This is a genomic window from Ruminococcus flavefaciens ND2009 (assembly GCF_000621785.1).
Taxonomy (GTDB): Bacteria; Bacillota; Clostridia; order Oscillospirales; family Ruminococcaceae; genus Ruminococcus; species Ruminococcus flavefaciens_C.
Genome location: NZ_JHXI01000012.1, coordinates 21,377 through 43,818, shown reverse-complemented (window position 1 = coordinate 43,818; position 22,442 = coordinate 21,377). Strand labels below are relative to the sequence as shown.

General features: G+C 50.2%; 20 protein-coding genes. 4 read left to right on the top strand and 16 right to left on the bottom strand.

Translation table 11 applies throughout. The features are described 5' to 3' along the window. Positions 1 to 66: 66 nt before the first annotated feature. The 9 genes from T488_RS0103960 to mtaB all read right to left on the bottom strand — a co-directional run bounded on the left by T488_RS0103960 (position 67) and on the right by mtaB (position 14,126). Positions 67 to 1,503, bottom strand: coding sequence for a TrkH family potassium uptake protein (locus T488_RS0103960; protein ID WP_028519680.1), 1,437 nt, complete (start codon positions 1,501 to 1,503; stop codon positions 67 to 69). Between the two features lie 19 nt (positions 1,504 to 1,522). After that, positions 1,523 to 2,881, bottom strand: coding sequence for a Trk system potassium transporter TrkA (gene trkA, locus T488_RS0103955; protein WP_028519679.1), 1,359 nt, complete (start codon positions 2,879 to 2,881; stop codon positions 1,523 to 1,525). Between the two features lie 326 nt (positions 2,882 to 3,207). Beyond that, a complete protein-coding gene (locus T488_RS0103950) occupies positions 3,208 to 3,450 on the bottom strand; it encodes a hypothetical protein (RefSeq protein WP_037297044.1) in 243 nt (80 codons plus the stop codon). 2 nt (positions 3,451 to 3,452) lie between these two features. After that, the gene (locus tag T488_RS0103945) at positions 3,453 to 4,112 is read right to left on the bottom strand and encodes an HAD family hydrolase (protein WP_028519677.1); all 660 of its coding nucleotides are present in this window, start codon (positions 4,110 to 4,112) and stop codon (positions 3,453 to 3,455) included. Positions 4,113 to 4,355: 243 nt separating this feature from the next. Further along, on the bottom strand, positions 4,356 to 4,973 hold the full coding sequence (locus T488_RS0103940; protein WP_028519676.1) for a flavodoxin family protein: 618 nt from the start codon (positions 4,971 to 4,973) through the stop codon (positions 4,356 to 4,358). A 143-nt stretch (positions 4,974 to 5,116) separates the two neighbouring features. Next, positions 5,117 to 6,571: a glycogen synthase GlgA gene (glgA, locus tag T488_RS0103935; RefSeq protein ID WP_028519675.1), complete on the bottom strand. Its 1,455-nt coding sequence runs from the start codon at positions 6,569 to 6,571 to the stop codon at positions 5,117 to 5,119. A 301-nt stretch (positions 6,572 to 6,872) separates the two neighbouring features. Then, positions 6,873 to 8,624, bottom strand: coding sequence for a leucine-rich repeat protein (locus tag T488_RS0103930; protein ID WP_028519674.1), 1,752 nt, complete (start codon positions 8,622 to 8,624; stop codon positions 6,873 to 6,875). A gap of 314 nt (positions 8,625 to 8,938) precedes the next feature. Next, complete coding sequence (locus T488_RS0103925; RefSeq protein ID WP_028519673.1) at positions 8,939 to 12,643, bottom strand: phosphoribosylformylglycinamidine synthase; 3,705 nt, start codon at positions 12,641 to 12,643, stop codon at positions 8,939 to 8,941. 169 nt (positions 12,644 to 12,812) lie between these two features. Then, complete coding sequence (mtaB, locus tag T488_RS0103920) at positions 12,813 to 14,126, bottom strand: tRNA (N(6)-L-threonylcarbamoyladenosine(37)-C(2))-methylthiotransferase MtaB (protein WP_028519672.1); 1,314 nt, start codon at positions 14,124 to 14,126, stop codon at positions 12,813 to 12,815. A gap of 295 nt (positions 14,127 to 14,421) precedes the next feature. Here mtaB and T488_RS0103915 point away from each other — a divergent pair, with 295 nt between their 5' ends. Next, a complete protein-coding gene (locus T488_RS0103915) occupies positions 14,422 to 14,652 on the top strand; it encodes an HPr family phosphocarrier protein (protein ID WP_019680953.1) in 231 nt (76 codons plus the stop codon). 67 nt (positions 14,653 to 14,719) lie between these two features. On the opposite strand, the gene T488_RS0103910 is transcribed toward T488_RS0103915, so the two are convergent. Beyond that, a complete protein-coding gene (locus T488_RS0103910; RefSeq protein ID WP_028519671.1) occupies positions 14,720 to 15,409 on the bottom strand; it encodes a PepSY domain-containing protein in 690 nt (229 codons plus the stop codon). An 18-nt stretch (positions 15,410 to 15,427) separates the two neighbouring features. Further along, a complete protein-coding gene (locus T488_RS18590) occupies positions 15,428 to 16,048 on the bottom strand; it encodes a hypothetical protein (protein WP_051536250.1) in 621 nt (206 codons plus the stop codon). A 221-nt stretch (positions 16,049 to 16,269) separates the two neighbouring features. Between T488_RS18590 and T488_RS0103900 the strand changes: the two genes are divergently transcribed. Continuing rightward, positions 16,270 to 17,037 carry a hypothetical protein gene (locus T488_RS0103900; protein ID WP_028519669.1) on the top strand — a complete coding sequence of 256 codons (768 nt, stop codon included), beginning with the start codon at positions 16,270 to 16,272 and terminating at the stop codon, positions 17,035 to 17,037. A gap of 126 nt (positions 17,038 to 17,163) precedes the next feature. Here the strand turns inward: T488_RS0103900 and T488_RS0103895 are convergent, their stop codons facing one another. The 5 genes from T488_RS0103895 to T488_RS0103875 are packed head-to-tail and all read right to left on the bottom strand — an operon-like array spanning position 17,164 to position 19,514. Further along, complete coding sequence (locus T488_RS0103895) at positions 17,164 to 17,379, bottom strand: helix-turn-helix domain-containing protein (RefSeq protein ID WP_028519668.1); 216 nt, start codon at positions 17,377 to 17,379, stop codon at positions 17,164 to 17,166. Between the two features lie 9 nt (positions 17,380 to 17,388). Further along, a complete protein-coding gene (locus T488_RS0103890) occupies positions 17,389 to 18,060 on the bottom strand; it encodes a hypothetical protein (protein WP_028519667.1) in 672 nt (223 codons plus the stop codon). A gap of 13 nt (positions 18,061 to 18,073) precedes the next feature. Then, on the bottom strand, positions 18,074 to 18,535 hold the full coding sequence (locus tag T488_RS0103885; protein WP_028519666.1) for a hypothetical protein: 462 nt from the start codon (positions 18,533 to 18,535) through the stop codon (positions 18,074 to 18,076). Positions 18,536 to 18,547: 12 nt separating this feature from the next. After that, positions 18,548 to 19,015 (bottom strand): DUF2975 domain-containing protein, encoded by a 468-nt coding sequence (locus tag T488_RS0103880; protein ID WP_028519665.1) that lies wholly within the window; start codon positions 19,013 to 19,015, stop codon positions 18,548 to 18,550. Positions 19,016 to 19,025: 10 nt separating this feature from the next. Continuing rightward, positions 19,026 to 19,514: a DUF2975 domain-containing protein gene (locus T488_RS0103875; RefSeq protein ID WP_028519664.1), complete on the bottom strand. Its 489-nt coding sequence runs from the start codon at positions 19,512 to 19,514 to the stop codon at positions 19,026 to 19,028. A gap of 459 nt (positions 19,515 to 19,973) precedes the next feature. Here T488_RS0103875 and T488_RS0103870 point away from each other — a divergent pair, with 459 nt between their 5' ends. After that, positions 19,974 to 21,569 carry an MBL fold metallo-hydrolase RNA specificity domain-containing protein gene (locus T488_RS0103870; protein ID WP_028519663.1) on the top strand — a complete coding sequence of 532 codons (1,596 nt, stop codon included), beginning with the start codon at positions 19,974 to 19,976 and terminating at the stop codon, positions 21,567 to 21,569. After that, on the top strand, positions 21,566 to 22,276 hold the full coding sequence (locus T488_RS0103865) for a zinc ribbon domain-containing protein (protein WP_028519662.1): 711 nt from the start codon (positions 21,566 to 21,568) through the stop codon (positions 22,274 to 22,276). The genes T488_RS0103870 and T488_RS0103865 overlap by 4 nt, the downstream gene beginning before the upstream one ends. The last annotated feature ends 166 nt before the right edge of the window (positions 22,277 to 22,442 follow it).

The window sequence follows — 22,442 nt, the reverse complement described above, 5'->3', positions numbered from 1 at the left end:
GCCTTCCGCAGCATTCACCGTATTAAAGCCCTGCAAAGCACCCCACGCAGTGCAGGGCTCAAAAGCTTAACGCCTTCTTGGTACGAACAGCATAATGAGCGGATATATCTCAAGACGTCCCAGCAGCATATCAAAGCAGAGGACCACCTTCGAGAAGGCATTGAGACCGCCCAGATTTCCCGCAGGACCAAAGCGTCCCACGCCGAATCCGATGTTGTTCATACAGGTTATGACAGCCGAAGCCGATTCCTCAATGGTAAAGCCGTTGAGCGTCACCAGCAGAACGGAGATGCACATGAGCATGATAAAGAGTATGAGATAGTTGCTCACGCCGCGGACAACGTCCTTTTCCACGGGCTTTCCGTCCATTTTTACCGTGGTCACAGCACGGGGATTGGTGATGTATTTCAGCTCCTTGATACCTGTCTTTATGAGTATCATGATACGTGATACCTTCATACCGCCGCCTGTAGAGCCTGCGCAGGAGCCCACGAACATGAGCATGAGCAGCAGAGTCTGTGAGAATACAGGCCATTTCGCCGTATCCGTAGTGGAGAAGCCTGCGGAGGTTATGGTGGAAGCCACCATGAAGAAGGTATGCCTGAGAGTATCGCCCACGCCGTCGTACAGCTTGTGTACGTTTATGGCGATTATGGCGGTAGCTGCGATAATAACGCCGAAGTAGGTCCTTACCTCCTCATTCTTTGTAGCCAGCGAGAACTTCCTTATTAAAAGGTAGTAATAAAGGTTGAAGTTTACGCCGAAAAGAATAATGAAGACAGCGATGACCATTTCAATGTAAACGCTGTCATAGTGACCTATGCTGTCGCCCCATATTGAGAAGCCTCCCGTACCTGCGGAAGAGCAGGCATGGATAACAGCGTCATACAGGGGCATACCGCCGCAGAGCAGCAGCACAGCCTCGGAAACTGTCAGTGTGATGTAAATGCCGTAGAGGATACGCGCCGAAAACCTTGATTTCGACACAAGACGCCCCACCTTGGGACCTGCGCACTCAGCCCTCATCATGTGCATGGTGCGTGAGTCGTTGCTTGACATGATAGCCAGCACGAACATCAGGACTCCCATACCGCCCAGCCAGTGGGTGAAGGCTCGCCAGAAAAGGCAGGCGCGCGACATGGCTTCCACGTCCTCAAGGATAGTGGCGCCAGTGGTAGTGAAGCCCGAGACGGTCTCAAAGAGAGCGCTGGGATAGTCGGGTATCTCACCCGAGATAACGAAGGGCAGAGCGCCTATGCAGGACATGGTTATCCATGAAGCCGCAACGCTGACGAAGCCCTCCATTGAGAATACTGAATTGTTTTTCGGCTTTTTGATAGTGAATATAATGGCGATAGCCATTGTGATGAGAAACGGTATGCCGAATGAAGCGACCACATGGTCTTCCCCGTAAATAAACCCTACTACTATGGGCAGGAGCATGAAAAGTCCCACGACCTTCAGGATCTGACCCATAATATATGATACCATTCTGTAATTCATAATTTAAGCTGTGCACTCCTCAGTCGAAAATATTGCTAAGGTCGTGCATACCCTTGGTGGTAGTAACGACCACAACGCTGTCGTTCACCTTCAGGCAGTCATCTCCCTTGGGGATAATAAGCTCGTTGCCTCTTACTATACTTGCGATAAGGATACCGCTGCGGAGCTTCAGTTTCTTCAGGGGAACTCCCACATAGTCCTTCTCATCACGGACAACGAACTCGATAGCCTCCAGTCTCTCGTTCACCAGTCTGTAGAGAGTGGTTACGCTGTTGCCCATTGAGTTCTGTCTCGCGCGGACATACTGGAGTATCTGGTTTACGGTGATAGTCTTTGGTGATATGATACTGTCAAGGTCCAGGGTGTCGGAAAGCTGCATGAGTGACATTCTGTTTACCTTGGTGACAACCTTCTCCACGCCGTTGTTCTTGGCGAGGAGAGAGAGAAGGATATTCTCCTCATCAATGCCTGTGAGAGTGACCACGGCGTCGGCGTCGTAAACGCGCTCCTCCTCAAGAATGTCATGGTCTGTACCGTCGGCGCAGGATATATCCACCTTGTTGAGCCTGTCGGACAGTTCAAGGCAGCGGTCGCGGTCTATCTCGATTATCTTGACCTTCACGCCCATTTCTATGAGCTGCTGAGCCAGATGATAGGCAACTCTTCCGCCTCCGATGAGAACTGCTGACTTTACGCGCTTTTCGCGGTAGGCAGCACTTATGCTCTTGAAGAACTTGACCATGTTGCTGTGCGAAGCTGTCATGTGTATCTTGTCCCCGGCGCGGAGCACGAAATTTCCGTTGGGGATAGTGAGCTCGTCACCGCGCTGAACGGCGCAGATGAGCACGTCCAGTCTCATACGTCTTGAGAGCTGGCTGAGAGCCACGCCGTCAAGGATACTTCCGCTGGTGATCCGTATCTCGGCGAGGTCCACCCTGCCCTTGGCGAAGGACTCTATATTTATAGCCTCTGGATAGCGCAGTACCTTGGCTATCTCATTAGCGGCGTTGTAGTCGGGATTTACCATCATACTGATACCCAGCTCCTCACGCATGAATACCAGCTGCTTGTCGAATTCGGGGCTGCGAACACGGGCGATACAGTGGCGTGCACCCATTTTCTTTGCGATAAGGCATGAGAGGATATTGACCTCATCAGACGCCGTAACGGCAATGAAGATATTGCACTTGTCCACATTTGCCTCGTCCAGGACCTCAGTCTGGAGACAGTTGCCGACAATGCCCATTACGTCGTAATCGTTGGAAGCCGCCTCAACGAGGTTTTCCTTCTTATCTATTATGGTCACATTGTGTTCGTCGTTCAGCACATCGGCGAGGGCGGTACCCACCTTGCCGCAGCCTACAATAATAATATCCATAATTCCTCCGTAGTTGATTCTGATGAAGCTTCTGCGCCCCGGATAATCGGCACAGACGAGCTTTAATAAGAGTATGTGCGAGGCACTTGCGGGCGTTTACTGGTCACCTCCCGACTTTTCGGGGGACGGCGGCTGTAAATACCCATAATAATTATAATCCGACAGTATGCTTTTGTCAACTGCATAAATAAGAATTTAACACCTGCGGTGTTAAATTCTTAGTGAGTAGAGAGTAGTAAGTAGAGAGTAGTATTATTCAGTGTATCGTCTTCTACTCACTACTTTCTACTTACTACTTACTCAAATCATAATTTTGCAAAGCAAAATTATGATTTATACATCTCCTCCAGCCATTTTATCAGCTGGTCGAAGCCCTCCTGTGTACGGTCAAACTCGGCTTCGTGCTCAATCTCCGCCTTCATGGAGCAGAGTCTGCCGTGCCAGGTCATACATTTCAGATTATCGCCGTTGCTTATCTTGTAAGAGAAGTCCCCCTTGCTGCCCGAGAAGTCGTTGCCGCTCTCGAAGTAGTAGAACTTGGGGATCTCAAATATCTCGGAAACGCTCATTATTATCCCCCCCTTTCAAAGAAGTCCACAGCCATATCGAGGCTGTCGTAAACTGCCGAGAGGAGGGGCTTTATCTCCTCATCGGGCTGAGTCATATCGGGTATCATCACCGCAAAGCAGCCTGCCGCATGGGCAGCCTTTATGCCGTTGGGAGAGTCCTCAAAGGCAGCGCACTGCTGAGGCGGAAGCCCCAGTTCTCTTGCGGCGGTAAGGTAAATATCGGGAGCCGGCTTGCCTGTCTCTATCATGTCTCCGCATATCACAGCCGAGAAATAGTCAGCCGCACCGATGCTGTCAAGGTAGTCCAGAGTCCTCTCGCGGGGAGTAGCCGTAGCCACAGCCATTTTTATCCCCTTTCCGCGGAGGTAGTCCAGCAGGGTGAAAAGTCCCTTTTTGACCTCGATACCGTTCTCCTTTATGTATTCGTTCATGAGCTCGGTGCGGTGTGCTCTTATGTCCTCGGTGGGACAGTCCTCGCCGAAAATGCCCTTGAGCAGCGGGATAGAGAACTTCCTCGCCATACTCCGCATGGAGTAGACGTGCTCAGGCGTCATATCATAGCCGAAGTCCTTTGCTGCCAGTATCCAGAATTTGAGATAGAGCTTTTCGGTGTCTATCATGAGACCGTCCATATCGAAAATAGCGCCTTTAATATTATTCATTCAAATTATCCTTTTTAGTTGTTAGTGCTTAGTGATTAGTGCTTGGCAGAGGGCAAACAGTGCTCGCCGAGCCTTGCGGGCATACCACCTGTCCGAAATCCTGCCTTGTAGGGGACGGCGTCCCCGACGTCCCGGGTGTTTGCACACCCGCATTCTCAAGCTGTTTGTGGGCGCACACTGTGCGCCACTACGGTTTTACGTATCCGCCGCTGTAATTATGCATTATGAATTATGAATTATGCATTATCTAATAAAGTGTGTGGGCTGCCAGGGTTCCTTCTCGGGAATGCCGTATTTCTCCCTGCCCAGAGCGATGGACTTCATAAGGAAGCTCATATTCCTTGCGAGGGTCCTCATGGTCTGGAGACCCTCAGCGTCCTGAGCCGCCTCGCCCTTTTCCCTGCCGTGGATAATGTTCCAGTACTGGCTGGAGGCAACGGGCATACCGCTTATGGTGAAGTATTTGTTCAGCTCGTCGAAAGTAGCCGTACAGCCGCCGCGTCTTGCCACGGCTATAGCCGCCCCCACCTTCATGGTCTTGTCGAAGTGGGTGCTGAAGAAAAGTCTGTCCAGACAGGCTACCAGAGTAGAGTTTGCGGAGGCATAGTAAACGGGAGAAGCAGCGATGAGACCGTCCGCCTCCTCGAACTTGGGAGCCAGCTCGTTGACTACGTCATCGAAGACGCATTTACCCTTTTCGCCGCAGCCTCCGCAGGCAACGCAGCCTCTTACAGCCTTGTTTCCCACCTGACAGACCTCGGTCTCGATGCCCTCCTGAGCGAAGACCTTCACCATCTCATCTATTGCCAGGGAAGTATTACCATTTGCTCTGGGACTTCCGTTAAGTATAAGAACTTTCATTGCATTTCTCCTTTATATGGTAACGCCATTGGCGTTCCTGACCGTTATACCGTAATATTACATTATTTGCGGAACATGACCGCAAACATGAAGCAGAGAGGGCGGAAAGAAATCCGCCCCCGCTCCCTTATGTTTCAGAATTATTACCATTCTATCATCCAGCTGTACATACCCTCGTACTGACGGGCGGAGCTGTTCCATGAGAAGTCCTGCTCCATAGCGCGCTGGACCATTATATCCCACTGCTTGCGGTGGTTGTAGTAGATGTGCTTGGAGTAGTTGATGACTCCCAGCATCTCGTCGCCGTTGTAGTTTGCGAAGGAGAAGCCGTTGCCTGTGCCGTCGAACTCATTATAGGGAGTAACGGTGTCCTTGAGACCGCCTGTCTCGCGGACGATGGGCAGAGTCCCGTAGCGGAGGGCGATGAGCTGAGTAAGTCCGCAGGGCTCGAACAGCGACGGCATGAGCATAGTATCAGCCGCAGCGTAGAGCTTGTGAGCCAGTTCATCGGAATAGAGGATATTTGCAGACACTCTCTCGGGGTACTTCCACTGATAGTGCTTGAACATATTCTCGTATCTGGGGTCACCTGTGCCGATGATGACGAACTGAGTGTTCTCGTCGCATATCCTCTCCATAGCGTAGTTCACCAGATCCAGCCCCTTCTGGTCGGTCAGACGGGAGATAATAGCTATCATATACTTGTTCTCGTCAACGGGGAGACCAAGCTGCTCCTGGAGCTTCTTCTTGTTCTCAGCCTTCTTTGCCTTGGCATTTTTGGGCGTGAACTCCGCAAATATCTTTTTGTCATTGGCAGGATCGAAGACCTTGTAGTCTATGCCGTTGAGGATACCTCTCAGGGAAGCAGACCTTGCGCGGAGAAGTCCGTCAAGCTGCTCGCCGTAGAAGGGATATTTTATCTCCTCGGCGTAGGTCTCGGACACAGTGGTGATGTAGTCCGCATAGACCAGACCACCCTTGAGCATATTTGCGTTGTTATGGAACTCCAGCTTATCCGATGTGAACATATAATCGGGAAGAGCCGTGTTATACTTGAATGTGTCTATATCCCACACGCCCTGGAACTTCAGGTTATGGATAGTCATAATGGACTTTGTTGAGCTGAAGAAGGGATTTGTAGCAAAGGCAGTGTGCAGGAAGACAGGTATCATGGAAGCCTGCCAGTCGTGACAGTGTATGATGTCGGGGCGGAAGCCTATAACAGGCAGTATCGCCAGCACAGCCTTGCAGAAGAAGGTGAACCTCTCTATATCCCATTTCAGGTCGGGAGAGTAGGGGCTGTCGCACTTGAAGTAATACTCGTTATCCACGAAATAAAAGGTTATACCGTTGTATTCATACTCCATGATACCGACATGGACACCCTCACTTCTCATACCGTAATCCATATAGAAGTGGTGGACGTACTTGAATTCGTTTCTGTACTTATCGGGTATGCAGGTGTAATAAGGCATTATGACTCTTACGTCGAACTTTTTCTTGTCGATGTACTGCGGAAGTGCGCCTACAACATCGGCAAGACCGCCGGTCTTTATAAAGGGAACGCACTCGGAAGCGGCGAATAGAATATTGTTCATAGCATATCTCCTTACCATTGTATTTGTTACAGCGCAACACCTGTAACCGTTACTAATATTATATACTAATTTCGCCCATTAGTCAACACAAAAATATGAACATTGCACAGCGGGCAGAAACACTGTGAATATCAACAATAGTATTAGCAATAATTTGTTTACTAAGTCGAATTTCAAAAAATTTTTTCGGTTATACAACGTTTTTCCGTTGTTTCAGCCCCCCTTCCGCACTGCTTATGAAGGGAGATGATAAAAAAAGGGCGCCCCGATGATCGGGACGTCCTTGTATGCCTGACTATTTTTACTGATTTTCGCCTGCAAGATACTCGGTGAAGGACTTATCTCCTCCGCCGCCCTTATAGGCGTAGTACGCAAGTACCTGAGAGGCGTCTAAAGCATTCAGCTTTCCGTCCTTGTTGACGTCGCCTGACGCCATCTCATCTGCCGTGGGAGCAGCTCCGCCTGTGGAGGCAGCAGCGTACTTCGCAAGGATATTTGAAGCGTCAACAGCATCTATCTTGCCGTCGCCCGTGAAGTCTCCCAGAGCCTTTTCGGCAGTCACAGGCTTTGTGGTAGTCACAGGATCTGCAGCAGAGGCAGTGGTAGAAGTCGTAGTTAAAGCAACTACGGGAGCTGATGTAGTGCCGGGAACAGCAGGAGCTTTTGTGGTAATCCCCGCCTGCGGTGCAGTTGTTGTTGTACCGCCGGGAACAACGGGACCGGTTGTTGTGGTTGAAGTTACCGGGTTGTCAGTGTAAACTTTAAGTCTATAACCTGTGATACCGGTTGTGTACTTGTCTCCTGTGCCGCCTTCCTTGAATACGTGGAGCTGGTCCTCAACGAGTGAAATCGAGATAATGTCGCCGTTCTCAGCGTCCTCGGGGACCCTGACCCTGATAATAGATACAGACTCACCGTTTGTAACCGGGGTAGGTTCACCTGTTGTAGCGCTTACAGACATAACGCTGAAACGGGCTGTTTCAGGGCTGTTAACAATTGTAGCACCGCCGAGGGCCTTTGCCTTCTTACCCATCTGAAGGAGCTCGAGACCGTCGAGATCATACTGAGCGTCGAGTCCTGCACAGGTGTTGTCGCCGGCGTCTACGATAAGGCTGAACTGAAGCTCTTCGCCTGCCTTGGCTAAACCTTCTGACTTGCCGTCAGCATCAATGATCCTGAAGTAGAATTCTCTGGTGTTTGCAGTTGTAGTTACAGTCGTTGCCCCATCATCACTTGTGGTAGTGGTAGTAGTGGTAGTAGTTCCGTATGTATTGGTTGTTGTAGTATAGGTTTTGACAGCAGTGGTGGTAACTATCTCCTCAAACTTATAGCCGTTCTGCTCGGCGTAAAGTGCACCACTGGAGTCCTTGTAACCGTAGATAGTGCCGTTGAAAATGCACCGGTCACCGTCGGTGCCGCCCTGTGAGGCATTGCAGATAGTCTCGGGATGGTGTTCTATATTGGCATCATAAACCACTATTTCATCAAGAGAGGTGCAGTCCGCAAAGGCTTCATATTCTATCCATTCTGTATTTTCAGAAAGAACTGCCTTTTTTAGCTTCGGACAATTCTTAAATGCTGATTTCTCTATCCTACACAGAAATCTTGGAGCCTTTACCGAGGTGATATCTGCATTGCCCTTGAAGGCGTCCTGACAGATATACATTACAGGAAGCTCATCGACTCTGTCGGGGAGAACAACATCGCCCTTTACAGTGCTGTCAGCGCTGATTATCTTGCCCTGATTACCGTCTATACCGTAAGTTATGCCGTCAATGACAGTAGTCACTGTAGTAGTGGTGGTGATGTTTTCCGGCTGATATGTGGTGGTGGTAGTTATCAACGGCTGGGTTGTGGTAGTTTCAGGCTCATCTTCCAGCACTTCAAACTTATAGCCGTATTTCTCCGCATATGCCTGAGCGGCAGCGTCCTTTCCGACCTGCTCCTCCGCAGCCACTGTAAAGCTTTCGGGAGAATAGAAAGCCGCCGTCTGTACAGCGCCGCATGAAATTGCCAAAGCAAGACCTGCCGCAAACAACTTCTTAAATTTCATATAAAGACCTCCTGTTCCCTATACTGGGTTGTATTTATAAACATTATACCACATTGCGCGGCTTCAAAAAATCCGCCATTATAACAAATTTATGCACTTGTTTTTGCGCATTTCGCACAATGCAAAGTATACAGAGGCGGATAATATCCGCCCCTACAACGCGTTCAAGTTTTTTGCGTAACCGGCGGGACGTCGGGGACGCCGTCCCCTACACATGGTCGTTCATGGTTTGTAGGCATAAGTACGCCGCCCCTACAAGCTCAGGGCTAAGGGCTGACGGCAAAAAAAGGACAGCCGAAGCTGTCCTTTTACGCTTATGTGAAGTACTTTACGCCGCTCTCGAAGATCTTCTGATCCTTTTCGCCCTGAACGTTCTTGCAGATGTAGCTGCCCTTACGCTCTGAGTGACCCATCTTGCCGAATACTCGTCCGTCGGGTGAGGTGATACCCTCGATAGCCTCGATGGAGGTATTGGGATTATAGCGTATATCCATTGTGGGATTGCCGTCAAGGTCAACGTACTGTGTAGCGATCTGACCGTTCTTTGCAAGCTGCTGAATGAGGCTTGCGGGAGCTACGAAGCGTCCCTCGCCGTGTGAGATCGGAACTGTGTGTATGTCGCCCACCTCGCAGCCGTAGAGCCAGGGGCTCTTGTTGGAGGCGATACGTGTATTTACCATCATGGACTGGTGACGGTTGATAGTGTTGAATGTAAGTGTGGGAGCGTCGTCAGCCATGTCGATTATCTCGCCGTAGGGCACAAGTCCCAGCTTGATAAGTGCCTGGAAGCCGTTGCAGATACCCAGCATAAGTCCGTCACGGTTCCTGAGGAGGTCGTGAACTGCGTCCTTGATCTTGGGGTTGCGGAAGAATGCTGTGATGAACTTTCCGCTTCCCTCGGGCTCGTCACCGCCGCTGAAGCCGCCGGGGATCATAATGATCTCAGAGCGTCTTACCGCTCTCTCGAAGTAGCTTACGCTCTCCTCGATGTCGCCTGCGGACAGGTTGCGGATAACTACTACCTCGGGCTTAGCGCCTGCCTTCTCAAAGGCACGGGCAGTATCATACTCGCAGTTTGTTCCGGGGAATACGGGGATAAGCACTCTGGGCTTTGCGATCTTTGTGGAAGCCGAGAGCTGTATGCGGTTGGGTGATGAATATGTCTGGGGAGTTGTATCCGTTGTCTTTATGCGGCATGGGAATACGGGCTCAAGCTTGCCCTCCCAGATCCTCTGGAGGTTATCCAGGCTGAGTGTATAGTCGCGGCAGAGTATCTTGTAGTCCTTGATAGTCTTACCGAGGACTTCCTCGCCGCTCTTTGCCTCGCCTTTAAGCTCGATGATGAATGCGCCGTAGCAGGGCTTGAACAGCATCTCTGCTGAGGGCTGTGATGTGAACTCAAAGCCGATCTTGTTACCGAAGCACATCTTTGCGATACCCTCGGCAAATCCGCCGTAGCCGTTGGTCCAGATGGCATTTGCCCTATCCTCGGCGATGAGCTTCTCGACCTTGTCGAAGCACTCTCTGATGCTGTCGAACTTGGGCAGACCGTGCTCGTCATACTCGGGAACGATAGTGATGACTGTGCTCCCCGACTCCTTGAACTCTGTGGAGACTATCTTATCTGCCATAGCAGTTGAAACTGCGAAGGAAACAAGTGTGGGAGGAACGTCGATGTTCTCGAAGGTACCGGACATTGAGTCCTTGCCGCCGATAGAGCCGCACTCCATTTCCAGCTGAGCCTTGAATGCGCCCAGGAGAGCAGCCATAGGCTTGCCCCAGCGAGTAGGATCGTTCTGTGTTCTCTCGAAGTACTCCTGGAATGTGAGCCAGCACTTCTTGTAAGAGCCGCCTGCTGCAACTACCTTGGCGATGGACTCGATAACAGCCAGCATTGCGCCGTGATAAGGAGACTTCTCGGATATATCGGGATTGTAGCCCCAGCCCATGAGCGAGCAGGTGTTGGTCTCGCCCTTGAGGACGGGTATCTTTGCTGCCATAGCCTGTGAGGGAGTCATCTGGTAAACGCCGCCGAAGGGCATGAGGACTGTGCCTGCGCCGATGGTGGAGTCGAACTTCTCGATAAGTCCCTTCTGTGAGCATACATTGAGGTTGGACATGAGCTGTGACCAGGTCTCGGCGCTGTCAGCGGGAACTGTCTCTGAGCTGAAGGCAGGTCTCTCAATCTCGATGTCTGTATACTTGGGAGCGCCGTTTGAGTTGAGGAACTCGCGTGAAAGGTCAACGATGGTATTGCCGTTCCAGTTCATCTTCAGTCTGGGTTCTTCAACAACGTCTGCAACGAGGGTAGCTTCAAGGTTCTCCTTGGCAGCCTCCTCCATGAATTTATCAAGGTCCTCGGGAGCGATGACAACTGCCATTCTCTCCTGTGACTCGGAAATTGCTATCTCGGTACCGTCAAGACCGTCGTACTTCTTGGGCACTGCATTGAGGTTGATAACGAGACCGTCTGTCAGCTCGCCGATAGCAACGGAAACGCCGCCTGCACCGAAGTCGTTGCAGCGCTTTATCATCTTTGTTACCTCGGGATTGCGGAACAGTCTCTGGAGCTTTCTCTCCTCGGGAGGATTACCCTTCTGTACCTCAGCGCCGCAGCTCTCAAGTGACTCAAGTGTGTGTGACTTTGAGGAGCCTGTTGCACCGCCGCAGCCGTCACGGCCTGTCTTTCCGCCGAGAAGGATAACGATGTCGCCGGGAACGGGGCTCTCTCTGCGGATATTCTCAGCAGGAGCCGCACCGAGAACTGCGCCTATCTCCATACGCTTTGCAACATAGCCGGGGTGGTATACCTCAGCAACATGGCCTGTTGCCAGACCTATCTGGTTACCGTAGGAGCTGTAGCCGTTTGCCGCGCCCACTGTGATCTTTCTCTGGGGGAGCTTGCCTGCGATGGTGTCCTCAACGGGTACGAGAGGATTGGCTGCACCTGTTACACGCATAGCCTGATATACATAAGAACGTCCCGAAAGAGGATCACGGATAGCACCGCCCAGACAGGTAGCCGCACCGCCGAAGGGCTCGATCTCTGTGGGGTGGTTGTGGGTCTCGTTCTTGAACATGAGGATCCAGTCCTCCTGCTCGCCGTCTATATCCACCTTGATCTTTACAGAGCAGGCATTGATCTCCTCGCTCTCGTCAAGGTCGGGAAGCTTTCCGTCAGCCTTCAGCTTCTTTGCTGCAAGGGTAGCAAGGTCCATAAGGGTCATGGGCTTGTCCGTTCTGCCCAGCTCCTCGCGGACGTTCACATACATATCGTATGTATCCTTTATATAAGGAGTATCTATCTTTACGTTTTCAACATTTGTGAGGAATGTGGTGTGACGGCAGTGATCCGACCAGTAGGTGTCGATCATGCGGATCTCGGTAATTGTGGGGTTGCGCTTTTCCTCGTTGCGGAAATAGTCCTGACAGAACTTTATATCATCGTAGTCCATGGCAAGTCCGAACTTGTCAACGAATGCATGGAGTCCGAAGGCATTGAGGTTGATGAAGCCCTCAAGCTCCTCAACTGTTGTGGGGATGTCATAGTTGGTATCGAGGGTCTTTACAGTCTCCAGTGAAGCCTCGCGGCTCTCAACGGGGTTGATGATATAAGCCTTGAGCTTTGCGAAGTCCTCGTCTGAGATCACACCTGAGATGATGTAAACTCTGGCATTTCTCACACGGCAGCGCTCGCCCTGGCGGAGTATCTGTATACACTGCTCACAGCTGTCGGCTCTCTGGTCGAACTGTCCGGGGAGGTACTCAACAGCGAAAACGCGGTCGGTCTCTGCCACCTGAGGAAGCTCGTCATATACCACGTCAACTGCGGGCTCGGAGAATACTGTGCTGATGGCAGCGTTGAAGTCCTCCTCGCTGAGCTTGTCTGCATCGTATCTGTTAATGATGCGGACGCCGGAAATGTTAAGTCTGAGAGCAGTTTTTATATCGCTGAGCACGGACTGTGCCTCAACTGCAAATTCAGGCTTTTTTTCAACGTAAATTCTGAATACGGACATAAAGATCTCCTTTCGGTCAATTCATAATTCATAATTCATAATTCACAATGAACGTATCGGCTTCGCCGATAATATCAGAAACAGGACCATTTAAGATCATTCGCCGCATGGCGGCACCGCAATTATGAATTATGCATTATGCATTATGCATTTTATAAAGCATTACGCATTAATACAGGCCGCCGACGGGACTGCCGAAGCAGAAGTCGTGACCACACTCTTCTATTATAACACTAATTATCTGATTACGCAAACTTTTTTCGGGATTTTTTCGGGAAATTTTTATTAATGTATAATCGGGTGCATATCCGCGGTGAAATTCTGTTGATTTTTCGCGTTCAAAGAGTACGGGGACAGTCTTTCCCACCTGAGCGCGGAGGTACTCCTCACGCTTTTCCTCGGCGGCGGCTGTCATCTCCTGCCAGCGGAGGGTCTTGATGCTCTCGGGCACCTGTCCGCTCATTCTGTCGGCTTTTGTACCCTTTCTCCGCGAATATCTGAAAACGTGGACCTTCGCAAAGCCCACGCGGCGCACAAAGTCCACGGACTCGGCGTGATCCTCGTCGGTCTCCTGCGGAAATCCCACCATCACATCGGTGGTGAAGGAGCAGTCGGGGAAGATGCTCCGTATCCGCTCGGTCAGGGCAAGGTACTCCGCGGCGGTATATCTGCGGTTCATGGCTTTCAGCGTCCGCTCACAGCCGCTTTGCAGGGACAGGTGGAACTGGGGACAGAACTGCGGCAGGGCTCTCAGTCTCATGAGCAGCTCCTCCGACATCATCTCGGGCTCAAGGGAGCTGAGCCTTATGCGCTCAATGCCCTCTGTGGCAGCACATATCTCCGCGGCATCAGCAAGGTCTGCACCGAACTCTCTGCCGTAAAAGGCAAGATTTATGCCCGACAGAACTATCTCCTTTACGCCCCCCTCTGCTATGGCTCTCACCTCGCTGCGGAGAACGTCCAGAGGCTTTGAGCGGCACCGTCCCCTCGCATAGGGTATCATGCAGTATGAGCAGAACTGGTTGCAGCCGTCCTGTATCTTCACGAAAGCGCGGGTATTGCTGTCAAAGCGGGTGCATTTCAGGGGCTCGAATATATCTCCTGAGCTGTAATCGGAAAGCTCCACGATACGGCGGCGCTCCTCAAGGCAGCTCTGCACCATGCTCACTATCCTGCTCCTGTACTTTGTTCCCGCGATTATATCCGCCTCGGGAAGCTGCTCAGCCTCCTTGCGGTTTGCCTGCGGATAGCAGCCTGTCAGGGCGATCACCGCATCGGGAAGTGCCGCCCTTGTTCTGCGCAGCGCCGAAAGGGCACGGCTGTCACCCGACGAGGTGACAGTACAGGAATTTATGACCACGGCATCAGCTCCCTCGGGGGCGTCGGCTATATCAAAGCCTGCTCCGCGGAAGAGCTCCTTCATACATTCGGTCTCATAGTGGTTGACCTTGCAGCCAAATGTTATAAAATATACTTTATACATAATTCTCCTCAAATTTAATAATCAACGTAGTATGGTACACTTTCCCCTCACTGGAATTGTGCACAATTATTACTCAGAGTTTTTATGCACTCTTAATAGTTTATCCTCTATCAATAAAAATCGGCTCCCCTATATCAATCATATATACCAAAATGACGAAAATTCCCAAAACGGCTTGACAGCGCAGTTTAGAAGTGCTATTATATAACTGCGGAAGGGAAAAGCCGCAGAAAAAGAAATAAACAAGAAAAAAATCCATTCGCACATCCGTACATCTGAAAACAGGAGGTAAAGTATGACTAAAACAACTGTTAATCTTCAGGCAATCAATGACGTAAAGGAATTCGTCAACATCGTTATGAAGTATGATTTCGATATTGACCTCGTTTCCGGTAGATATGCCATCGATGCAAAGTCCATCATGGGTATCTTCAGCCTCGACCTCTCAAAGCCTATCCAGCTTAATGCGCACACAGATGACGCTGACAAGTTCCTCAAAGAGATCGACAAGTTTATTGTCAAGTAAGATAAATACCAGAAAAAGCAAAAGGGATATGTTCCGTTAAGGAATGTATCCCCTTTTCTTTTTATATTCAGTCTGTTACGGGTATGCGGCGTATGATGTCGCCGTTGTTTGCGTCGATATATACCTCTGCCACGTCCTCGTCATTTACGGGTACCTTCCATGCCAGAACGGGGCCCTCGGCTATGATGAGCTCGGGCTTTGTACCCTTGTCGGTCCTGTACTTGTCCCCTGCGCACTTCACTGCCTCGGCTTCACTTACCTTAGGCTTGGTGCTGAAGCCCCAGAGATCGGTATAATGGCTGTTGAGAACTACTGCTCTGTTGCCCTCGTCGGGATCCACCATCAGCTCCACGAAGCCTGCTTCCATGCCATCGCAGAACTGGTCGAACCTGTAGTCCACCTTTCTTCCGTACTCTGTGGCGCCGCTGTACTGAAGCTCGCTGTATACGTCTATATAGCCCATTACCTGGGAATATGAGGCGATGAGGTCGAGAGCTTCCCTTTCGTTGTTGATGGGATCGTCGCTGAGGACGCCCTGTATTATCTTCACAGCATCGGTCTCCTCGTCTCTGGTGACAAAGACCCGCTCCTCGCCTGCTATGGGAGTTATATCCTCAAGAGCCCTCTGCTCCACTGACCAGTTCTCCGGTCTGTCGGGGACGTCGCTGCTCTTATGGGAAAGCTTGCTTCCCGAACAGCCGCTCAACATTACCGCCGCAGCTGTCAGAGCTAAGGCTGCATATACTCTTCTTTTCATGTCAGCACCTTCATTCTGTTATTGTCTGTTATAGTAATCTATACCGCCGTTGGGGCGGAAATATGTTCTGATATAGCCGTCTGTGGACAGTATCACGAACTCGTTGGTAGACTCTATGTAGTAAACTCCGTCGCCGTCCTCCGCCTCGGTCTTGTGAAGGGCTGAGGAGTTGTTGATAACGTCGCTGGCGCCCTTTTCGTACTCAGCTGCGGAATTATAGCCGAAATCGTCGGCAAACTCCTCGCCGTGCTTCTCGAAATGCTGGTTGAGGAGCTTTTTATTGCGGAAGTGATACTCCACATAGGTGCCGTCATCGCTGTCAAAAACCGCCGTAGTTGTGGTAGTTTCGGTATATTCTTCTTCGGAAGAAGTAGTCTTTTTATTCTTGTTCTTGTTCTTTTTGGCAGTTGTAACGCTGTCCTCGTTATCGGCGGAGGTGGTCTTCTTCGCCTTCTTTGTGGTGACAGCAGTGGTGGTCTGAGCCTTGGTGGTCCACTCCACTATACCCTCTGTTGTGGTCTCCGCTTGCGTATGCGGTCTCTCGATGTAGCTCTCATTGTGGTCGGTACAGCCGCTGAGCATTGAAGCCGCAATGACCGCAGCTGCCGAAAGGGCGGCAAAAAATCTCAATTCTTTCATATTCTGACCTCCTCACATAGCTCTTGTAAATACATTATACAGCAACTTTACAAAATAATCAAGAAAAAAATTGGTTTCCCTTTTATTGCGAAACGGAAACAATCTCCCCTTTGTCCTATGAGACAAAAAATGATATGAATTTTTGTTGCAAAAGATAATTGATACTTGCAAAAGAATATGCTATAATCAAATGTGAACAACTTTTGAACGGAGGCTGTGCTATGATCGCAGGTATCATTGACAGTTTGAATAATTCGGGTTTCTGGGAAAATGCCCTGGGCGAGTCCTTCGACTGCACCGTTGCAGCCGATGTGAGCCGTCTCACCGACTGTGATGTCATTCTCGTTTCCGAGGAGTATTGCAGCGGCTCTGTGGGTGCTGTCATCAGCAGTATCCGCAGCTCGGACAGACTGCGCTCTGTGCCGTCGGCTGCTGTCACCTCTGACACGAGCGGCGAAAATCAGGAGATAATGCTGGCTATGGGCTTCGACGACGTTATCCGCCTGCCCCTCTGCGGTCAGCTGCTGCTGAGGAGGGTGAAAGCCCTCACTCTTATCCCCGTAAAGCTGGGCAGGGACGAGGTCATTACCCACGAAAAACTCATGTCCCTCAAAGACCGTGATACAGGCGCTTTCTGTGTGCGCTCAGCAGAGTTCACCAGTATATTCCGCTTCGTCATGAGAACTCTCGAAAGGACGGGCAAGACCGCTCAGATGCTGGAGATAACCCTGTCCTGCGGCGAGGAATGCTCCGCCGCCGCCCGAAAAAAGGTCTTGAAAACCCTCGCGGAGGCGGTAAGGCTCTGTCTGCGCCGCGGTGATATGGCTTCGGTCTGCGGAAATGACCGGGTAGTGGTGCTCCTCATCGACGCCGATGACAACGGTGGTCATCTGGTGGCGAGCCGTATCGTCAGCAGCTTCTACAGCGAATGTGACGATGACGCCTTTGAGCTGAGCTACGATATTACGGAGATATGCGGTAAAAAATGATAAAAAAATCCCCCTGAGTGAAGTAATCATCACTCAGGGGTGCTTTTTTCAGGAGCTCTGCCCCTGTACCCCACCGCACTTCTGCGGTATCCCATTCATGTTTTATTGCAGATGAGCTTCGTACGGCTATTCTTCGCCGTCGTCTATGAACTCCAGTATGTCCCCCGGCTGGCATTTCAGCACCTTGCATATAGCATTGAGGGTGGAGAAGCGTATGGCGCTTACCTTGCCCGTTTTCAGCTTGGAAAGGTTTACGTTGCTGACGCCTACGCGGTCGCTGAGCTCGTTAAGGCTCATTTTCCTGTCCGCCATTACGCGGTCAAGTCTAAGGATTATCGACATATTCCCACCTCACAGTGTCTCGTCGGACTCGCGCTGGAGCTTTGCGCCGTAATTGAATACGCTGATGAACAGCAGAACTACCAGCACGAAAATTACGGTTGTGATACCGCCAAGATTTCCCACTATAAGCTTGTATAGTGCCCATGGGATAAGCGAAAAACCGAATGACTTCATCTTTTTCAGCACGTTGTCCTCAAAGGGCGAGTCGCAGGTCTCCAGTGCCTTTGCAAGTTTCTTGCCGAAAATGACGATGATACTGAGTATCAGCAGGGATAAAGCTATCAGTGCCATTGCCCCTGCTGCCAGCACCTTCAGCTCGGTACCCGTCAGCTTGTCCAGCAGGAAGCTTATGTCATAGACCTTGTTGTTGTCCTCGTCCCTGTTCTCGGTGACGGAGTATTTCAGCTGTCTGCCTTCCTTGCCGACTTCCACGTCTTCCTCATTTATTACGATGAACTTTTCGGGCAGCTCATGGCTGACGGTCACGCTGCCTTTGAAATCGCCCTTGAGAGCCACTGCGTCCTTAGGCAGTGTACAGAAATATATTGACATCACTATGCAGGTCACCATGCCGATGATGAGTGCGGTGAGGGCTATATTCAGCATTATCCTGCTGACCTTGCCCAGTGTATTGACTTTCTGTACGTTCTTGTCCTTGTTTGATACTATTGTCTTCTCCATTTATAATCCCTCCTTATAATGTTTCGTCGGACTCGGTCTGAAGCAGGTTTCCGTAGCGCAGTATCTCACCGAAGAAGAAACACAGTGCTGCGTTGAATATCGAGCCTGAGCCAATAATACTTATTTTGGCAAAGCCAAGATACATTCCCACTATTATCGACGGCAGGACTGCATTTATCAGGAACAGCAGTGCTATTATGCGGATAGCGGTGATATTGCCCTTAGTAAAAGGTCTGGCGTTTTTGGCTATCCTGTAGAAAATGACAGCTGCTATAATAAGTATGACGGAGCATATGATGTTTGATAAAGCTGTCTTTAGCATCATCTTTTTGGCAAAGTCGTCGGATATTCTTTCTGTATCTGATAAAAGCTGACAAAAGCCTGCACAGGCTGTCAGGGCAGCGCCGATCAAAGATATTACCATTATGGCGAGACTGCTCTCTTTTATTTTTGCTTCTACGTTTGATTTGCTCATTGTTAAGCCTCCTTATAATGTCTCATCTGACTCTTTCTGTAGCTTTGTTCCGTAGCGGAAAACTACGGAAAACGCATAAAGCACCAGTCCCGCCAGCCAGAACAGATCCAGCTCTATTTTGCCTGTGCCGATGAATACCAGTGCGGCGCAGGATATTTCCATAACGATGAAGCAAATGCCCAGGTCGCGGACGCGGTTTGCAGTTTTTTTGGTAAAGGGCGTCCTGCCCTTACTGAAATATGACATGGTCTTCATGGCGGAAATGAACATTCCTACCACAGATACCACCAGGAAGAACATGGCTGCAATGGCGAATACTGCCTTTAATGCAGACATATCCTTTATGTCCATATCTATATTGTGACGCTTTACGCCGTCGGGCCATATATCACAGCAGTTGAGCAGGAAATATATCACCATCGCTCCGTATGTGAATTTGCTCAGCTTTTTTATCTTTTTGGTGAGTTTCTCCTTATCCATAGCGTCCTCCTTACAGTGTCTCGTCCGACTCCTGCTGTAATATGGTTCCGTAGCGGAATATCAGCGAGAATGCGCATAAGACCAGTCCTGCCATCCAGAGCATTCCGATGTGTACGGTGTCAAGGGTTGTATACATGAGAATCGTTCTTACTATCTCGAACACGATACAGCTTACGCCCAGATTTTTGATGGACTTGCTGACCTTTTCGTTGAAGGGCGAATTTCCCTTGCTGAGCTGGAAGAGCAACTGAAGTCCCGCAACGATGATTATTGCAAGAACTGCCACGAAAGCGATTCCGCAGGGAACTGATACCAGCATTTTCCACACAGGCGTTTCTGCGGCCGTTTCCGTCTCGTCGTATGAGTTCCAGCCGTCCTTGAAGCCGTTTACCACGTCGGGTATGTAGCGGTAAGCCATACTTGCCAGATAGGCGATGACGCCGACTACCGATATCCCGCTGATTACTCTGAGTTTTGAAAGCATTTTTTCGTTATTCATAATAATTACTCCTTTTTGAACAATGCAGTTCCTTTCGGAGGCGTCCCCCCTTCTGTGACTATATCATATCACAGGTATTAACGTTTGTCAATGGATTTTTAATGTTTATCGTTAATTATTGTGTGTTTGCATATAACAGGCAGGAGTTCAGAGGGGGCTCTTTGTGCAGCTTTCACGATAAAAATTTATCGTTTATCATTAAATAAGAGCAGTGTTTTATATTCAATGTAGACATCCGCGATCAAATGTGTTATAATATAGTAAATCATAATTTTGCGCAAGCGCTAATAGTGATTAGTGCATAGTGGTTAGTGATTAGTTAATGTGTTCGCTTCGCTCACAATATTTAAATATTGTCGCCGCAGGCGACTCCAAAACTTTCAACTCTAAACTCTCAACTCTAAACTCAAATCAAAATTTAGCAAAGCTAAATTTTGATTTATCACAGGAGGTTTTTCTATGAAAATGACTTTTATAGGCGCTACCCATGAGGTCACGGGAAGCTGTACTTATATAGAAGCCTGCGGCAAGAGGTTCCTTGTTGACTTCGGTATGCAGCAGGGCGAGGACATCTACGAGAACGTTCAGGTGCCCGTATCGCCTTCAAACATCGACTTCGTGCTCCTGACCCACGCTCACATCGACCACTCGGGTCTGCTGCCTCTCCTCTACGCAGGCGGTTTTCAGGGGGAGATACACGCAACGGAGGCTACCTCGAACCTTTGCAGCGTTATGCTCCGCGACAGCGCCCACATTCAGGAGTTTGAAGCAGAATGGCGCAACAGAAAGGCTGCACGCCGCGGCGACGAGCCATATCAGCCCCTCTACACCATGGACGACGCTATCGGCGCTATCGAGCTTTTCGTTCCCCATAAATATGACACCGAGGTGGAGATAGCTGAGGGCATAAGGGTGAAGTTCCGCGACGCAGGACATCTTCTGGGCTCATCAAGCATTCTCCTCACCCTAACCGAGGACGGCGTCACCAAGACTATCGCCTTCTCCGGCGACATCGGCAATACCGAGCAGCCCCTTATCCGCGACCCTCAGTTCATCGAGGCTGCGGACTACGTTATGATAGAGTCTACCTACGGAAACCGCGTTCACGACCGTCCCACGGACTACGCCTCATCTTTGGCAAAGGTGCTCCAGGAGACCTTCGACCGCGGAGGAAGCGTTATAATCCCCTCCTTCGCCGTGGGCAGAACTCAGGAAATGCTCTATTTCATCAGGCATATAAAGACCGAGGGACTTGTTAAGGGTCACGACGGCTTCCCCGTATATGTGGACAGCCCCCTCGCCAATGAGGCTACGGATATTTTCATCAGCAACCGTGAGAGCTGCTACGATGAGGAGGCTCTGTCCTTCGTCCGCAAGGGCATAAACCCTATCGCCTTTGAGGGACTTATCCGTACCGTCACCAGCAATGACTCCGTTGCTATCAACAGCGACGAGCGTCCCAAGGTCATAATCTCTGCAAGCGGTATGTGCGAGGCAGGACGTATCAAGCACCACCTCAAGCACAACCTCTGGAAGAAGCAGAATACCATACTTTTCGTCGGCTATCAGGCAGGCAATACTCTCGGAAGATCACTTATCGAGGGTGCCAAGAGAGTAAAGCTCTTCGGCGAGACCGTCAAGGTAGCTGCCCGTATAACTCAGCTCCCCGGTATCAGCGGTCACGCAGATGTGAACGGTCTGCTTGAGTGGGCTAAGGCTGTTTCTGGAGTAAAGCGCTTCTTTGTAAATCACGGCGAGGCAAGCTCCTCAGAGAGCTTTGCACAGAGACTCCGCGACGAGCTGGGCGCAGAGGTATACGTCCCCTACAGCGGTGCGGAGTTCGACATCGCAGAGAACGTCATTACCATTGATGCCGAGCCCATACCCATACCCAAAAAGAAGAATACCGCAAACTACAGCATCGCTTACAGCGACCTCCTTGCGGCTTCGGAGCGCCTTTCTGCGCTTATCAAGGACTCGGACGGCAGAACAAATGCGGATATGCGTCAGCTTACCGAGGCTATACACAAGCTCTGCGATGACTGGAAGCTATGAGAAGGATATGCCCAAAATGCGGCAGCGAGATCCCTCAGGGAGAATTGAGCTGCCCAGCCTGTAAGGAGCTTGAGGAGCTGGATAAGTCCAACGGCAGGAAGCTATCCTCCGCTATATACCACGGAGTTGTGGTGGTGTCCTGCGTTTTTGCGGCACTGCTAATCGCAAACGGCATGACTGACTTTTCCTTTGAGCTCCATGAAGCAAAGAATATGTTCTATATTACGGACTGCTTCCTCTCATATATCCTTATACCCCTGGCATTTGCCCTGTTTACGGTGCTGATAATACTCTTTGAGCGCTCAAAGTATCTTATGATACTCCCCATAACGGGCATGGCAGCTGAGGGAGTTCAGCTCATTACCGAGACCCACGACAATATCCGCAAATTCTACCCCAAAGACGGCTATTTCTACGGGACTGTCGCTATGGATATTTTCTCCGCAGCCCTTGTGGTGCTGTTCTTTGTATTCATGATAAGGCTCATTCGCCGCGGCTACACCATTAACCAGAGCAGGTGGCTCATTGTGGCTGCCTTTGTACCGGTGTTCGCAAGGATAGTGCTGATGATATGTCTCTTTGAGGACTACGAGCCCAAGGGCGGTTTTGTCTCATACGCAGACCAGTCCAGGATGTATATGCTCTTTGCGGCAGCCCTCATAAACGTGAAAAAGCGCTATATCAACAGTAAAGCAAGTGAACAGTGATCGTATATCAGATCAGCCATAGAGAAGGTTTCTTCTTTATGGCTGTTTTGTTATTTATGGAAATTGTGTACAAACGAAACACTGGATTTTTGGTATATCCGCCTATTGTATTTTGAAGTCTGATATGTTATAATTATTTTACAATACGGTTATACATATATACATA